The 15,804-nt window shown below is 67.7% G+C and carries 16 protein-coding genes; all 16 read left to right on the forward strand.

Annotation, left to right across the window (positions count from 1 at the left end; all coding sequences use genetic code 11):
* Nucleotides 1–2: 2 nt before the first annotated feature.
* The 16 genes from QPC17_RS03355 (at nucleotide 3) to QPC17_RS03430 (ending at nucleotide 15,771) form a co-directional block, all read left to right on the forward strand.
* Nucleotides 3–1,490: a UDP-N-acetylmuramoyl-L-alanyl-D-glutamate--2,6-diaminopimelate ligase gene (locus tag QPC17_RS03355; RefSeq protein WP_285347463.1), complete on the forward strand. Its 1,488-nt coding sequence runs from the start codon at nucleotides 3–5 to the stop codon at nucleotides 1,488–1,490.
* Nucleotides 1,487–2,881: a UDP-N-acetylmuramoyl-tripeptide--D-alanyl-D-alanine ligase gene (locus tag QPC17_RS03360; protein ID WP_070445381.1), complete on the forward strand. Its 1,395-nt coding sequence runs from the start codon at nucleotides 1,487–1,489 to the stop codon at nucleotides 2,879–2,881. Before QPC17_RS03355 ends, QPC17_RS03360 begins: the two co-directional genes overlap by 4 nt.
* Nucleotides 2,882–3,967, forward strand: coding sequence for a phospho-N-acetylmuramoyl-pentapeptide-transferase (mraY, locus tag QPC17_RS03365; protein WP_062612175.1), 1,086 nt, complete (start codon nucleotides 2,882–2,884; stop codon nucleotides 3,965–3,967).
* Nucleotides 3,964–5,433, forward strand: coding sequence for a UDP-N-acetylmuramoyl-L-alanine--D-glutamate ligase (murD, locus tag QPC17_RS03370; RefSeq protein ID WP_210382942.1), 1,470 nt, complete (start codon nucleotides 3,964–3,966; stop codon nucleotides 5,431–5,433). Before mraY ends, murD begins: the two co-directional genes overlap by 4 nt.
* Nucleotides 5,420–6,649 (forward strand): FtsW/RodA/SpoVE family cell cycle protein, encoded by a 1,230-nt coding sequence (locus QPC17_RS03375; protein WP_062612179.1) that lies wholly within the window; start codon nucleotides 5,420–5,422, stop codon nucleotides 6,647–6,649. Before murD ends, QPC17_RS03375 begins: the two co-directional genes overlap by 14 nt.
* Nucleotides 6,649–7,755 carry an undecaprenyldiphospho-muramoylpentapeptide beta-N-acetylglucosaminyltransferase gene (gene murG, locus QPC17_RS03380; protein ID WP_285347464.1) on the forward strand — a complete coding sequence of 369 codons (1,107 nt, stop codon included), beginning with the start codon at nucleotides 6,649–6,651 and terminating at the stop codon, nucleotides 7,753–7,755. The genes QPC17_RS03375 and murG overlap by 1 nt, the downstream gene beginning before the upstream one ends.
* Nucleotides 7,752–9,083, forward strand: a complete 1,332-nt coding sequence (gene murC / locus QPC17_RS03385; protein WP_062612183.1) for a UDP-N-acetylmuramate--L-alanine ligase — start codon at nucleotides 7,752–7,754, stop codon at nucleotides 9,081–9,083. The genes murG and murC overlap by 4 nt, the downstream gene beginning before the upstream one ends.
* Nucleotides 9,080–10,198: a cell division protein FtsQ/DivIB gene (locus QPC17_RS03390; RefSeq protein ID WP_285347465.1), complete on the forward strand. Its 1,119-nt coding sequence runs from the start codon at nucleotides 9,080–9,082 to the stop codon at nucleotides 10,196–10,198. Before murC ends, QPC17_RS03390 begins: the two co-directional genes overlap by 4 nt.
* A gap of 113 nt (nucleotides 10,199–10,311) precedes the next feature.
* Nucleotides 10,312–11,511 carry a cell division protein FtsZ gene (gene ftsZ / locus QPC17_RS03395; RefSeq protein WP_285321241.1) on the forward strand — a complete coding sequence of 400 codons (1,200 nt, stop codon included), beginning with the start codon at nucleotides 10,312–10,314 and terminating at the stop codon, nucleotides 11,509–11,511.
* 66 nt (nucleotides 11,512–11,577) lie between these two features.
* Nucleotides 11,578–12,354: a purine nucleoside phosphorylase YfiH/LACC1 family protein gene (locus QPC17_RS03400; RefSeq protein ID WP_143601938.1), complete on the forward strand. Its 777-nt coding sequence runs from the start codon at nucleotides 11,578–11,580 to the stop codon at nucleotides 12,352–12,354.
* 36 nt (nucleotides 12,355–12,390) lie between these two features.
* Entirely contained in the window at nucleotides 12,391–12,798 is a 408-nt protein-coding gene (locus QPC17_RS03405) for a cell division protein SepF (RefSeq protein WP_062612191.1), read from the forward strand.
* Entirely contained in the window at nucleotides 12,798–13,082 is a 285-nt protein-coding gene (locus tag QPC17_RS03410) for a YggT family protein (RefSeq protein ID WP_070445370.1), read from the forward strand. Before QPC17_RS03405 ends, QPC17_RS03410 begins: the two co-directional genes overlap by 1 nt.
* Before the next feature lie 207 nt (nucleotides 13,083–13,289).
* Entirely contained in the window at nucleotides 13,290–13,877 is a 588-nt protein-coding gene (locus tag QPC17_RS03415) for a DivIVA domain-containing protein (protein ID WP_062612681.1), read from the forward strand.
* Nucleotides 13,878–13,931: 54 nt separating this feature from the next.
* Nucleotides 13,932–14,396: a signal peptidase II gene (gene lspA / locus QPC17_RS03420; protein ID WP_062612195.1), complete on the forward strand. Its 465-nt coding sequence runs from the start codon at nucleotides 13,932–13,934 to the stop codon at nucleotides 14,394–14,396.
* A gap of 59 nt (nucleotides 14,397–14,455) precedes the next feature.
* Nucleotides 14,456–15,316, forward strand: coding sequence for an RluA family pseudouridine synthase (locus QPC17_RS03425; RefSeq protein ID WP_432049311.1), 861 nt, complete (start codon nucleotides 14,456–14,458; stop codon nucleotides 15,314–15,316).
* On the forward strand, nucleotides 15,313–15,771 hold the full coding sequence (locus QPC17_RS03430) for a GNAT family N-acetyltransferase (protein ID WP_285347467.1): 459 nt from the start codon (nucleotides 15,313–15,315) through the stop codon (nucleotides 15,769–15,771). Before QPC17_RS03425 ends, QPC17_RS03430 begins: the two co-directional genes overlap by 4 nt.
* Nucleotides 15,772–15,804 lie beyond the last annotated feature (33 nt).

Here is a 15,804-nt window from a genome sequence, read left to right on the forward strand (position 1 = left end):
AAATGATGCCTCCATCGCTCACTGAGCTCGCCGACCTCGCCGAGCTTTTGCACATCGCCCCCGCGGTCGGATCGGTCACGGGGGTGTGCGCCGACAACCGTCAGGTCCGCCCGGGTGACCTCTTCGTGGCAGTCCGTGGCGCCACTGTGCACGCCGCCCGCTTTGCGCGCGCCGCTGTCGATGCGGGTGCCGCCGCGGTGCTCACCGACGCCGAGGGCGCGGAGATTGCGGGCGACGTCGGTGTGCCCGTGCTCGTTGTGGCCGACCCGGCGCGCGTGGCCGGGCTCGTGGCCTCCTTCTGCTTCGGCCGCCCGGACGAGCGGCTCACCACCTTCGCCGTGACCGGCACGAACGGCAAGACCTCCACGGCCTACATGATCGAGGACGCGCTCGCCCGCCTGGGCCGCACCACTGGCCTCATCGGCACGGTCGAGGTGCGGATCGCGGGGGAGGCGATGCCGGCGCAGCTGACCACGCCCCAGCCGGTGGACCTCCAACGCATGCTGGCCGACCTCGTGGCCCGTGGGGGCACCGACCTCGTCATGGAGACCTCCTCCCACGCCCTCGCCCAGGGCCGCACGAACCCCATCCGCTTCGACGTGGCGGGCTTTACGAACCTCACCCAGGACCACCTCGACTACCACAAGACTTTCGAGGAGTACTTCCAGGCCAAGGCGCTGCTCTTCGACGAGGAGCACTCGACGCGCGGCGTCATCATGGTCGACGACGAGTGGGGGCGCCGGCTCTTTCGCGAGGTATCGGGGCGCAGGCCGGGCGCGGTTGTCTCCCTCTCCGTTCGGGGTAACGACGCCGACTGGCAGGGCACCTCGGCGTTCGAGACGGGCGTGCAGACGATCAGCCTGACCGGCCCGCTCGGAAGCTTGGAGACGCTCACCCGCTTGCCTGGCGACTTTAACGTGGCCAACGCCGCGCTGGCCGCCGTCATGGTGATGGAATCGGGGGTGGCCCCGCAGGAACTGGCGGCAGCCCTCGGCGAGCGCGGGATCAGCCCGGCGATCCCGGGTCGCATGGAGCTGGTGGGGGAGCGTCCCTACACCGTGGTGGACTTCGCGCACAACACCGACGCCCTGGTCAAGGCGATGACGTCGCTGCGCGCCGCGCGTGGCGGGCGCCTCGTCGTCGTGACGGGATCGGCGGGTGATCGGGATCGGGGCAAGCGCCCGATGATGGCTGCTGCCGTGGCCGAGCACGCCGACTACCTGATTATCACCGACGACGACCCGCACACCGAGGACCCGGCTCGAATCCGGGCTGAGATGATCGAGGGGATTCCGGCGGGCTTTGACTACGCCGAGATCGGCGACCGTGAGCGGGCCATCACCTCGGCGGTCATGGGCGCGGGGGAGGATGACACTATCCTTATTGCAGGGCGCGGGCACGAGACGGTTCAGGACGTCGCGGGCCGCGCCATCGACATCGATGACCGCGTGGTGGCACGCACGGCGCTGAGGCTCAGGGAGGGCGAATGATTCCGATCTCGATCGAACAGGCGGCGGCGGACGCCGGTGGCCGCATCGAGGCGCCGGCCACCGGCGAGGTGGTGGCGGTTGTCTCCGACACGCGTCAGATCCGCGGCGGGGAGCTTTTCGTGGCGATCGCAGGCGAGCGCGTGGACGGCTCCACGCTGGCGGGCCAGGCCATTGAGGCCGGGGCCAGCGCCGTCATGACCGCCGGCCGCGAGGTGGCCCTCGCCTCCGGGGCGCCGGCCAATCGCCTCATCGTGGTCGACGACGTGCTCGCGGCCCTCGGCCGTCTGGCCCGCGAAAGCCTGCGTCGGGCGCGCGAGGCGAACCCGCGCCTGCAGGTGGTGGCTGTGACCGGCTCGGTGGGCAAGACCACCACGAAAGACCTACTCGCCGCGTTGCTGGCGATCCGCGGGCCGATCATCGCCCCGCCCGGCTCCTTCAATAACGAGCTCGGCCTGCCGCTCACCGTCCTGCGCGCCGGCGCCGATACCGCCACCCTCGTCCTCGAGATGGGCGCCGACCACATGGGCAACATCGACTACCTGACCTCGATCGCGCCGCCCGACGTGGGCGTGGTCCTCATCGTGGCCCGCGCGCACCTGGGCCACTTCGGTGGGATCGAGAACGTGGCCAAGGCCAAGTCGGAGATGGTGACAGGCGTGCGCGAGGGCGGCACCGTCATCCTCAATGCCCTTGACGAGCGAGTGCGGGCCATGGCCAAGCTCACCGATCGCGACCTGCTCTTCTTCGGCGACCCGGCCCTTCCCGGCGTTCATGCCGAGGACGTGAGCGTTAACGACGCCGGTCGGGCCACCTTCGTGCTCGTCACCTCCACCGGCCGTGCGCCGGTGACGTTGGCGCTCGTGGGCGAGCACCACGTGTCCAACGCACTGGCCGCCGCAACCGTGGCCGACTACTACGGGATTGGCGTGGAGGAGGTCGCGCGCGTGCTGAGCGAGACGGGCGCGGCTAGCCCGCACCGCATGTCTGTCTCCGAGCGCGGCGGCATCCTCATCATCGACGATTCGTACAATGCCAACCCCGATTCCATGCGGGCCGGGCTCGACGCCCTCGAGCGGCTTGGGGAGGGCCGGCGCAAGGTCGCAATCCTTGGCGCCATGCTCGAGCTCGGTGCGGACGCGGATGCCGAGCACGAGGCGATCGGGCACTATGCCGCCGCCCGCGGGGTCGACGTCGTGATCGGCGTCGGCGAAGAAACACGGCCCCTGACGCACGCCGCGGCCGCGGCCGGGCTCGCCACACAGACCGCCTCATCTGAAACAGCGCTCGACGTGGCTACCACGATCCTGGCCAAAGGTGACGTAGTCTTGCTAAAAGGTTCGAACGGTTCGGGCGTGTGGCGCGTGGCTGACGCGCTGGTGAGAGAGGACTAAATGCTCGCAATTCTCATCTCGGTGGCGGCATCGCTGCTCGTGGCGCTGCTCGGCACGCCGGTGCTTGTGCGTTTCTTGCGGAAACGCTCCTATGGCCAGTTCATCCGCGAGGACGGACCGACCACGCACCTCGTTAAGCGTGGTACGCCCACGATGGGCGGCATCGTCATCATCTTCGCCACAATCGTTGGCTACACGATGGCGAACATCGCCACCGGGCGCGGCCCGAACGCCTCGGGCGTCTTGCTGCTCGGCCTCATGGTGGGCATGGGCCTCATTGGCTTCTTCGACGATTTTGCCAAGATCCGCAACGAACGCTCGCTCGGCCTGACCCCGATCGCGAAGATCATCGGGCAGGCGGTGGTGGGCATTTCGTTCGCCGCGGCAGTGTTGCAGTTCCGCAACGATTACAACCGCACGCCCGGAAGCACCCGGATCTCTTTCGTGCGCGACACGAACATTAATCTTGCCCACTTCGGGATCGTGGTGGGTCTGATCCTCTTTATCATCTGGGCCAACTTCCTCATCACGGCCTGGTCGAACGCGGTCAACCTCACCGACGGCCTGGACGGCCTTGCCTCTGGCGCATCCGCGATCGCGTTCGCCGGGTACGCCTTCGTCACGATCTGGCAGTCCTACCAGACGTGCTCGTCAGTGGTGAACCCCGCCCCGGGCTGCTACGACGTGCGCGACCCGCGCGACCTGGCGATCGTGGCCGCCGCGATTGTGGGCGCGTGCCTGGGCTTCCTGTGGCACAACACCTCCCCGGCCGCGATCTTCATGGGGGACACCGGTTCGCTCGCGCTCGGCGGCGCGTTCGCCGGGCTCACCATCCTCACCCGCACCGAGATCCTCGGCGTCATGCTGGGCGGCCTGTTCGTCATCATCGTCATGTCGGACGTCATCCAGATCGGTGTGTTTAAGGCCACGGGCAAGCGCGTGTTCCGGATGGCGCCGCTGCACCACCACTTCGAGCTCAAGGGCTGGAAGGAAGTGACGATCGTGGTGCGCTTCTGGCTCATCCAGGCTCTCATGGCGGCCGCCGGTATTGGCCTGTTCTACGCAGAATGGTTGGCGCGGCAATGACGCGTTCGATTCCCGGCGCGGCGCAGTTTTCCTCCATGCGCGTGGCGGTGCTCGGCCTGGGGATTTCCGGCCGGGCCTCCCTTGACGCGCTCGCGCGGCACACGCAGGCCGTGCTGTCGGCGTGGGACGCGAATCCGTCGGCCCGCGAACCCTACGCCCACCTGGACGGTGGCTCGGAGGCGGATCCGGCCGCCCTGCTTGAGGCGCTGCTCTCCTGGGGCCCGGACCTAGTGATTATCGCCCCGGGCTTCCGGCAGGTCGGCCCCGAGTGGCAGGCGCTACGCGCAGCCGGCGTGCCCGTGTGGTCCGAGATCGAGCTTGCCTGGCACCTGCGTGCCGCGCACGACGGCGTCTTCGCGCCTTGGCTCTGCATCACCGGCACAAACGGCAAGACGACCACCGTGACCATGACCGAGGCAATCCTCCGAGCGGGCGGGCGCCGGGCGCTCGCCGTCGGAAACGTCGGCACCCCGGCCGTGACGGCCGTGAGCGAGACGAGTGAGGACGCGCCGGAGGTCTTCGCCTTCGAGCTGTCCTCCTTCCAGCTGGCCGCCACCTACTCAATGGAGCCGGCCGCGGCCGTGTGCCTCAACATCGCCGACGACCACCTCGAGTGGCACGGCACTTTCGCCGACTACCGGGATGCGAAGGCCCGGATTTACACCAACACGCACGCGGCGTGCCTCTACCCGGTGGGGGATGAGACGGTGCAGGCGATGGTGGATGGCGCCGATGTAGTGGAGGGAGCCCGTGCGATCGGGCTGTCGATGGGAGTGCCGTCCGTGGGCCAGCTGGGTTTCGTGGACGAGCACGCCGTGGACCGCGCCTTCATTCCCCGCCGCCACACGCACGCCGAGGTGCTTTTCGATGTTGCCGACATCGCTCACCTCGCCCCCGAGGGCACGGCGTTGCCCGTGCACATCGCCAAGGACGCACTGGCCGCCGCGGCACTCGCGCGCGCGGTCGGGGTGGAGCCGGAGGCGGTGCGCCAGGGGCTACGAGAGTTCACGGGCGGCCACCACCGCATCGAGACCGTGGCCCACGTGGGCGGCGTGCGCTACGTCGATGACTCGAAGGCCACCAACGCCCATGCCGCCGAGGCCTCCCTGCGCGCGCTCGAAAACGCCGTGTGGATCGTGGGCGGGCTGGCCAAGGGTGCCCGCTTCGAGGCGCTCGTGGCGAAGGTGGCCGCGAACCTGCGCGCCGTCGTCGTGATCGGGCGTGATCAGGAGCCGTGGCGCTCGGCGCTTGCCGGCCTCGAGGTACCGGTCCACTACGTGGCCGAGGATGCTGACGCGCCGATGGATGACGCGGTCGGGGCGGCCACCGACCTTGCCCAGCCGGGCGACACGGTCATTTTGGCGCCGGCCTGCGCCTCCCAGGATCAGTTCGCCTCCTACGCCGAGCGCGGGGAGAAGTTCGCTGCGGCGGCGGCGAGGCTGGGCGGTGACGATGACGAGCATTGATAGTCCGGCGCTCTCGGAGCGCGAGCTCACCCGCCGCGATGACATTCAGCGGGCGCTCGTGGTGGTCGTCGCTTCCACGTTCCTCCTCACGATCTTTGGCGTGGTCATGGTGTATTCGGCCACGGCCCCTAGCTCGATCCGGGCGGTGGACGCCAACCCGGACCTCACGCTATTTTCTGTGGCGACCCGCCAGGCGCTCACCACCCTCATCGGGATCGTGGGCCTCATCGTCATGGCGCTCATCCCGTACCAGGTGACCAGGCGCTTCGTGCACCTCTTCCTTGCCATCGGTTGCCTGCTCCAGATTGGCGTGCTCGCCCAGGGTGGGGGCGTGGCCGGCAACAACAACTGGCTTTCGCTCGGCCCGATCACGGTCCAGCCCTCGGAGTTCATCAAGCTCGCGCTCGTTTTGTGGCTCGCCCACATGCTCGCCCGCCTTCAGCTGAAGGAAGTCGAGGACCTGCGCACGCTGTGGATCCCAGCCCTCGGCTTCCTCGTTGCGGTGGGCCTGGTGCTCGCTGGCGGAGACGTGGGAACGGGCCTCATCTATATTCTCATCGCCGGCGGCCTGTTCTTCCTCGCGGGCCTGCGGCTCAAGCATTTGGGGATCGTGGCGTTCTTCGGCGGCTTGGGCGTGGGTGCCATGGTGGCGGCCAACCCCTCGCGTCTGCGCCGCATCGGCGAGTTCGTCTCTGACCTGTTTACCCTGCCCGACACCCACCTGCCCAAGCAGTCCGACTTCGCCCAGTTCGCCTTCGGCACGGGCGGGCTGACGGGCGCCGGGATCGGCGCGGGCAAGGAGAAGTGGCGCGACCTGTCCGAGGCCCACACCGACTTCATCTTCGCGGTCATCGGCGAGGAGCTTGGCCTGCTCGGCACGGTGACCGTCATCGTCCTCTTCCTCGCGCTTGGCTGGAGCCTGGTGGAGATCTGCCGCAAGCACCCCAACAGGTACGCCCAGCTCATGACCGCGGGTGCGGCGCTGTGGCTGTGCGGGCAGGCGCTGGCCAACATGTACGTGGTCACCGGCCTCGCTCCCGTGTTCGGCGTGCCGCTGCCCTTCATCTCCATGGGCGGATCGTCCATGCTCGCCACGCTGGCGATGGTGGGGTGCGTCATGTCCGCCGCACTGGCCGTGCCGGGGGTTCGGGAGAGCTGGCGGGTTCGCGGTAGGCTTGTGCAACGAATCCGGACCGTAGTGAGGAGCAATCGATAATGGCAATCATACTTGCGGGAGGGGGAACGGCCGGCCACGTCAACCCTCTGTTGGCCACGGCCAACGCCATTACGGAGGAATACCCGGGCACGCAGGTAGTGGCGGTGGGCACCGCCGCCGGACTTGAGACCACCCTGGTTCCTGCGGCCGACGTTCGGCTAGAGACCATCCCGCGGGTGCCGTTGCCGCGCAAGCCCTCCCTGGATGTGGTGCGCTTTCCCATGAATTTCCGTGGTGCGATCGCGGCGGCGGGGGAGATCCTTGAGCGCCACGACGCCGAGGTGGTCATTGGTTTCGGTGGCTACGTGTCCACCCCGGTCTACCTCGCGGCACGCAAGCGCAAGATCCCGGTGATTGTGCATGAGGGCAACGCCCGCCCGGGCATAGCGAACAAGCTTGGAGCGCGCTTCGCGGCCACGGTGGCCCTCACTTTCCCCTCCACTCCGCTGCGCGCTGCGAAGGGCATCACGGTGAGCGTGGGCCTTCCCCTCAAGCGTGCGATCGAACAGCTCTCGGCGCGCCCGGGTGGGAGGAAGAGCCTGCGTGAGGAGGCCGCCGCGCGCTTCGGGCTCGACCCGGCGTCGCCGATCATGCTGGTCACGGGCGGTTCGTCCGGTGCCCTCCACATGAACGAGGTGTTCGCCCAGGCCGCCGCCGACATCCGGGCCGCCGGTGTCCAGGTCCTCCACATCACGGGCAAGGACAAGGACGACGCCGTCCGCGCGGCCGCGCCCGACCCGGGCTACGTTGTTCTCGACTACCTGTCCGACATGGAGAGCGCCTACGCGGTGGCGGACCTGGCGGTCTCCCGTTCGGGGGCGGGCATGGTGGCGGAGCTGTCTGCGCTCGGCATCCCGGCCGTTTTCGTGCCGCTGCCGGTGGGCAATGGCGAGCAGGCCCTCAACGCGCGCGACGTGGTGAGCGCCGGGGGAGCGATTCTCATCGAGAACAAGGCGCTGACGGCCGAGAAGGTGCGCTCCGCGATCCTTCCCCTCTTCGAGGGCGATCAGCTGGAGACGATGGCCGAGCGCTCCAAGGGCGTCTCGCCGCTAAACGCGGCCAGCCGCCTGGCCAGTATCGCGATGCGCCTGGCGGAGGAGCGATGATGTACCACCTCATTGGAGCGGGCGGCGCGGGCATGAGCGTTGTGGGTGAGCTGTTGCTCGAGCGCGGCGAGGCCGTCACCGGCTCTGACCGGCAGGATTCGGCGAACTTGCAGCGGTTGAAGGCTGCGGGCGCCACGGTTTTTGTGGGCCATGACGCGGCGCACGTGGATCCGGCTGCCACCGTGGTGGTCTCCACCGCGATCAAGGCCGACAACCCCGAGCTGATGGTTGCCACCGAACGCGGCCAGGAGATCATCCACCGTAGCCAGGCCCTCGCCATCGCGGCGGCGGACAAAGACTTCGTGGCGGTGGCCGGGGCACACGGGAAGACGACGACGTCGGGTATGCTCGCGGTCGCTCTCGCATCCCTGGGGCGCGATCCCTCCCGCGCGATCGGGGGACGCCTGGCCGGCGGTGCTTCCGGCGCGCACCTGGGCACGGGCAAGATGTTCATTGCGGAGGCTGACGAATCGGACGGCTCCTTCCTCAATTACCGCCCGCGCGTGGCGCTGGTGACGAACGTGGAGCCTGACCACCTCGACCACTACGGTTCGAAGGAGGCCTTCTTCGAGGCCTTCGTGGAGTTTGCCCGCCGGATCGAGTTTGGCGGCCTGATCGTGTGCTGTGCGGACAGTGAGGACGCGCTTGAGCTGGGGGAGCGTGCGCGCTCCGAGGGGATCCGCGTGTGGACATACGGGCGCGGGGACGGGCTGGAGAACCACGCCCGGATCGAGGACACGGGTGATGGGGCACGGGTGAGCTTCCGCGGCAAGCCGATCGACCTGGCGCTGTCCGTTCCGGGCCAGCACAACGTTTTGAACGCCACCGGCGCGTTGCTGGTGGGCATCGAGCTGGGCGAGGATCCGGCGCAGATGGCCGCGGCCCTTGCTACCTTCCACGGCACCGGGCGGCGCTTCGAGCTGCGCGGCGAGGTCGCGAGCCGTCGCGTCATCGATGACTACGCCCACCACCCCACGGAGGTGCGCGCCACGCTCGAGACTGCTCGCCAGCAGAGCGCCGCGGGCGTGCGGGTGCTCTTCCAGCCCCACCTGTACTCGCGCACGCAGATCTTCGCCACGCAGTTTGCCGAGGCGCTCGCGCTGGCGGACTCGGTGGTCCTCACCTCGGTGTACGCCGCGCGCGAGGTGCCGGAGGATGGCGCGGAGTCGAATGTCATCACCGACCAGCTGCCGGGTGCGGAGCTGGTGCCTGATCGCGTTGAGGCCGCGCGCCGGATTGCCGAGCTGTCGGCGCCTGGAGACATCATCATCACGATGGGCGCCGGCGACGTGACCGAGCTAGCCGACGTCGTACTCGAGGCGCTATGAGGGCTCCCCGGCAACCGAAGAAGCCGCGCAAGCTCACCGGTCCCACCGATCGTGACGGCGGGGGTGAGCTGCGCCGGCCGCGTCCGAGCGCTGAGGACTACATCCCCACGGCACCGATGGTGCCGCTCGACGACGAGTGGGACGCCGACGAGTGGGAGGCCGAGGATTGGGCAAGCGGCGACTGGGACAGCGCGGAGGCGGGGGACTCCGCCGCCTCTGAGGATCCCGAGGCTGAAGACCTCGAGCCCGTGGAGATGCGACGGGAGCGAGGCCGTGCGGAGGACCCCGGCGCGCTCGCGCGCCCCGGGGCGTTCAGCCGCCTCATGCAGTCGGCCCGGGCAGCCGGGGGTGAGCTTCGCGGCCGTCTGGCGTCGAGGCGCGCGGACGAGGGGGAGCTGGATGCCCGGCGCGTGGAGCGCAAGCGTGAGGCGCGGCGGGTGCGCCTGCGGCGGGCTGGGCTCGGCGCAGGCGTCGTCGGCCTTCTCGCCCTGCTCGCCTGGATCGTGCTCGCCTCCCCGCTCCTGCGCTACCAGTACTCAACAGACCAGATCTCGGGATACGCAGAAACCTCGATCGTCAACCGAACGCAGCTCGAACAGCTCGTGGCTGCACACGACGGTCAGAACCTCGTGCTTCTCGACGCCGAGGCCCTCGCCGGAGATATCCGGGACATCCCGGAGGTCGCCTCGGCCACGGTGACCAAGGACTACCGCCACGCGCTGAGCATCGAGATCACCGAGTCGGTGCCGGTGGCATGCCTGGGGCCGAAGGATTCGTGTAGCGCCGTGACGGCGGACGGGACGAAGCTCACGGTGCCGCCCGAGGTTGCGGCCGGACTGCCGCGCATCGGGGCGAGCGACGGGCTGGACCCGGCCGAGGCCATCTCGGACGGGCTCGAGGTCTTGAGCGCGCTCGATCAGGCCGTGCTCGCGCAGGTGACCGAGGTGTCGGTGGCCAAGGGCAACCTGGTTACGCTCAACCTTACCGAGGGGCGCCAGGTCTACTGGGGTAGACTCGAGCGCGGGGAGTTCAAGGCCCAGGTGCTGGCCGTTCTGCTCACCCAGCAGGCGAGCTTCTTCGACGTGTCCGTGCCGGACGCGCCTGTGAGCCGATGAATCTCGCAACACACCGGCGAGGTCATTGAATTTGCCTTCCGAGATCTCTACCTTTTTCGCGAGGTTGGAGACAGAAAACTTCAAGTAGAACTTGAAGTTCGGAAGGAAGATACATGTACGCTCTGAACAACTCTGCAAGCATCAAGGTTGTCGGGGTCGGCGGAGGCGGCGTCAACGCTGTCGATCGCATGATCCAGGACGGCCTTGCCGGCGTCGATTTCATCGCCGTCAACACCGACAGCCAGTCCCTGGCCAAGTCCGAGGCCGAAACCAAGATTGATATCGGCCGCGACGTGTCGAACGGCCTGGGTGCCGGCGCTGACCCCACGGTGGGAAAGCGCGCTGCCGAGGAGAACCTCGACGTCGTCGTCTCCACCCTTGAGGGCGCGGATATGGTCTTCGTCACCGCCGGCGAGGGCGGCGGAACCGGCACCGGCGCCGCTCCCGTCATCGCGCGTGCCGCCCGCGAGCAGGGCGCGCTCACCGTGGGCGTGGTCACCCGCCCGTTCTCCTTTGAGGGCCTCCAGCGCTCCCGCAACGCTAACGACGGCATCCGAGAGCTTCGCGACGCCGTCGACACCCTGATCGTCATCCCCAACGATCGCCTGCTTGAGGTGACCGAGGAGGACCTGTCGATCATCGAGGCCTACCGCCTGGCGGACGAGGTGCTCCAAAACGGCGTGAAGGGCATCTCCGACCTCATCACCATGCCGGGCGTGGTCAACGTCGATTTTGCGGACGTGAAGACCATCATGAAGGACGCCGGCACCGCGATCATGGGCATCGGCACCGCCAATGGCCCGGACCGCGCGCTGCGCGCCACCGAGAACGCAATCTCCTCCCCACTGCTGGAGGCCCGTATCGACGGCGCTCACGGCGTGCTTCTCGCCTTCACCTCCTCTACCGACCTGGGCCTGCGCGAGCAGTCCGAGGCGGCGCAGATGGTCAAGGAGGCCGTGGACCCGAACGCGAACATCATCATCGGCATCATCGTGGACGAGTCGCTGGGCGACGACGTGCGCGTGACCGTGATCGCCGCTGGTTTCGACGAGGCCGACGACGTGCTACTCGACACCCCGGCCGCCCCGGCGGCTCCCGTTCAGCAGGCCGTCACGTCCGCCCCGGCTGTCCCGACCGTGCCGCCCGCCACCGAGGAGCGCACCCCGGGCCAGGCCTACCAGCAGGAGGAGCCGGTGCAGACGGCCCACCGCCCGGCGGTCAGCGGCACCCCGCTTGAGGTGCCCGTGGTTGAGGAGCCGAAGCGCCAGCGCCCGGACCTCGACATCCCGCCCTTCCTGTTCGGCGACGAATAGTTTCTTCCTCCAACCTATTCCCCGGCGCGCGAATGTGCGCCGGGGATTCTTTGGCAAAATGAGAGGGTGTCTTCTTCCATGATTGACTGGTTCGAGGGCCCGCTGCCGCCTGGCGTGAGGGCCGGTTTCACCACGGTTCACGGCGGGTCGTCGACGGGCGAGTACGCCTCGCTCAACTTGGGAATACACGTGGGGGACAACCCGGTTCATGTCCACGCCAACCGCCTGGCACTGGGCCATTACATCGGCCAGGAGATCACGTGGATGGACCAGGTCCACGGGTCCCGCATCGTCGACGCCCTCGACGCGCGGTTGCGCTTCGGTTGGCTCGAGGTGGGTGAGGCCGACGCGATCGCCCTTGGCAAGGGGCAGGTGGGCGCCGTCATGGTGGCCGACTGCGTGCCGCTCATCCTCGTCGAGGAAAGCGGACAACGCGGCGCCGTGGTGCACGTGGGGCGCGCGGGGCTCGACCTCGGCGTCGGCCCGTCCGCAGTTGCCGACCTCGAGGGGGAGGTCATCGCGATCCTCGGCCCGTCGATCTGCGGGCGCTGCTACGAGGTCTCGGAGGAACTGGCCGAGGAGGTCGGTGGGAGGTGGCCGGAAAGTCTCGCCACGACGTCGTCGGGAACACCCTCGCTCGACATCCCCGCGGGCCTGGAGGCCCAGCTGCGCGCGTGCGGTGTACGCCAGATTTACCGCTCGGACGTGTGCACGTACGAATCCGCCGACCATTTTTCACACCGCCGCGCCACGCACGCCGGAACCCAGACGGGCCGCTTCGCCGGTGTGCTTCAGATCTTGCGACACGCCCGTGACGCTCACGGAAATCCCGGTTTTCTCTAATAGTTTAGAGTCAGCCAATGCGAGAGAGGTGCACCCATGGGTCTGTTTGACAAGATTGCAGCGAAGGCCATGCCGGAGGACGAGTACGACGACGTCGATTACGACGAGTACGAAGACTACCCGGAGGATGAGGACTACGAAAGCGTGAGCCCGATCCGCCCGGTCTCCCAGGCTCCCGAAGTAGCGCGCATCGTCACCGTGTGGGTCTCTAGCTTCCGCGACGCCGCCGATTTCGCGCTCGAGTTCCGCAACGGTCTGCCGGTGGTGCTCAACCTGTCCGAGGCCGCCGATGACGAGCGCAAGCGCATCGTGGACTTCGCCTACGGCCTCACCTTCGGCCTCGAGGGCTCCTTCAACTCCATCTCCGAGGACGTCTTCCTTCTGACCCCGAAGTCGGTCAAGATCGACTCCTACGGCACTGAAGCCCCGCGCGCCTTCTCCTGATGACGATCTTTGGGCTAGTCCTGTTCTGGGCGTGCCAGCTCTACATCCTCGTCCTCATCGGGCGTGTTGTGCTGGATTTCGTCCAGATTCTCTCGCGGGATTGGTATCCCTCGGGAGCGTTGGTGGTCCTCGCCAACCTTATCTACAAGCTGACTGACCCTCCGCTGAAGCTCCTGGCGAAGTTCATTCCCCCGCTCAACCTCGGCGGGGTCAGCCTCGACCTGGGCTTCATCGTGCTGTTCATTGCTGTCCAGGTGATCCAGCGCTTCGCCTACCTGCTCTAGGATCCGCGCGGTAGCGAGAGTGGGACGTGGGCTTTCGCTCGGGTGCTAGGGCCGAAAACTGTGACGTGTTAAACGGTTGAGGCGCGCGGGTAGTCGATTAATCGTTATGTATAAGGGGCGCAGGTCTAGTAGTCTAAGCCGAGACGAGGGTTTATACCGCGGGTATGCCCTCCGCAACAATTCTTTATTGATCACGAGGTGAAGAACATGGCTCAGCTAACCGAGCACGATGTCGTCAATATGCGCTTCAATGAACCCCAGCGCGCCGAGGATGGCTTCGATAAGGATCAGGTCGATTTCTTCCTCGACGAGGTCGCCGAAACGATCGCGGCCCTGACGAAGGAGAAGGCTGAGCTCGAGGCCCAGCTGCAGACAGCGAAGGCTCGCATCACGGAGCTCGAGAACCAGCTTGGCCTTGCCACCCCGCAGTCCGATCAGGCCGCGCCGTCGGACGCCACCTCCACCGCCCAGTTCGCCCAGGTTGACCAGCCGGTGAACGAGGTCACGGACGCCACCTCGATGCTCGCTCTGGCCCAGCGTCTTCACGACGAGCACGTGGCTAACGGCAAGGCCGAGGAGGAGCGCATCATCTCCGAGGCGAACGCCGAGCGCACCCGCATCATCACCGAAGCGGAGGACATTCACAACCGCACGCTCACCAAGCTGGAGGAGGAGCGCTCCCTGCTCGAGCGCAAGATCTCCGAGCTGCGTGAGTTCGAGCGTGACTACCGCACGCGCCTGCGCAGCTACCTCGAGTCGCTGCTGCAGAACGTTGAGATGCAGGGTAACCAGTAACTCGTTTTTCGGGGGAGGAGGGCGCGGCTGTGTCCTCCTCTTCTTGTTTGTGAGATGAAGAAATCCCTTCCCTTTATTCTTGGCCTTCTCACCATTGCGATCGACCAGCTGGTCAAGCAGTGGGCACTCGGCGCACTCGGCGGCGGGGAACGCATTGAGCTCCTCGGCTCCTTCCTGTCGCTGCGCCTCGTGTTCAATTCAGGAGCCGCGTTCTCGCTTGGCAACTCGATGACGTGGGTGATCACGGCGATCGCCGCGGTGGTGAGCGTGGGCCTGCCCGTGGTCATCGCGCGCTCGGCGCAGGTGCCGGCGATCATCCTCGGCTTTGTCTGGGGCGGCGCCGTGGGCAACTTGATCGACCGGCTCTTCCGGGAGCCAGGATTCCCCAGCGGGCACGTGGTGGACATGATCGATTACAACGGCTACTTCGTGGGCAACGTGGCCGACATCGCGCTGGTGGTGGGCGTGGTGGCCCTCCTCGCCTACGAATTCGGACGCACCCCGGAGAAAACCCAGTGAACACCTACCTTGTTCCCGACGGGCTGGCCGGCGGCCGCGTCGATGCCACCCTTGCCACGATGACCGGGCTCTCGCGGGCCAAGTGCGCAGAGCTCGTGGTGCGCGGGGACGTGTTGCTCGACGGTGCCCGCCCTAAGAACTCGACCAAGGTGGGCCCGGGTAGTGTGCTCGAGGTGGAACTGCCGGTTGAGGAGCCGCTCGTGCGCGAGACGCCGGTGGCGGGCATGGACGTGATCTTCGAGGACGAGGACATCATCGTAGTGGACAAGCCCGCGGGGGTGGCCGCCCATGCCTCCCAGAACTTCGAGGGGCCCGACGTGCTGGGCGCACTGCTCGCCTCGGGGGTGCGGCTGACGACGTCGGGCCCACAAGAGCGCCAGGGGATCGTGCACCGGCTGGACGTAGGCACGTCGGGGGCCATGGTGGTGGCCAAGTCCGAGCGGGCCTATTCGGGGCTCAAGCACGCGTTCCGGGAGCGGACGGTCACGAAGGTTTACCACGCGCTCATCCAAGGCCACCCCGATCCCATGTCGGGCACGGTGGAGGCGCCGATCGGGCGCGACATGCGCCATCAGTGGAAGATGGGCGTGCGCGCGGACGGCAAGCATGCGATCACGCACTACGACGTGATCGAGGCGATGCCCGGGGCCTCGCTCGTGGAGGTTCACCTGGAGACGGGGCGCACGCACCAGATCCGCGTGCACATGTCCGCCATCAAGCACCCGTGCCTGGGCGATGTCATGTACGGCGCGGATCCGGTGCAGGCCGAGCGGCTCGGGTTGGAGCGGCAGTGGCTGCACGCCGTCAAGCTCGGCTTCGAGCATCCAACCACAGGGCATTACATCGAGTTCGAGTCGCCGTACGCGGAGGATCTGGCCCGGGCGCTCACGACCGTGCGTGAGGGATACGGCCTGCCGTGAGGGTCTGGCAGGTGACCACCCGCGAGGAGCTCGAGCGCTGCTTCGCGATCCGGATGGCCGTGTTCGTCGACGAGCAGCACGTGGAGGCGGCCAACGAGATCGACGCGCTCGATTTCGCTCCGCCCACCCGCCACGTCCTGGCTGAGGTGGGCGGGCATGACGCCGGCACTGCCCGGCTCTTGATCGACGAGGCCGGGCACGTGCACGTGGGCCGCGTGGCGGTCCATTCTTGGGCCCGCGGCACCGGGGTGGGCCGTGCGCTGATGAACGCGATGCACGAGCTGGCGCTTGATGTGGCGGGTGACGACGTTCGCGTGGAGCTGTCGGCCCAGGAGAGCGCGATGGGTTTCTACGCAAGCCTGGGCTACGGCGTCGTGAACCGGGAGCGCTACCTGGACGAGGGGATCTGGCGCCAGGACATGGTCCTCACACTGCGACGCGCCGAGGCCCAGTAGAATTGCGGGCGGCGGTGCGGTTAGGTGGGATCA

Origin of the sequence: Trueperella bernardiae (assembly GCF_030246965.1) — a bacterium.
In the GTDB taxonomy this organism is placed as follows: domain Bacteria; phylum Actinomycetota; class Actinomycetes; order Actinomycetales; family Actinomycetaceae; genus Trueperella; species Trueperella bernardiae.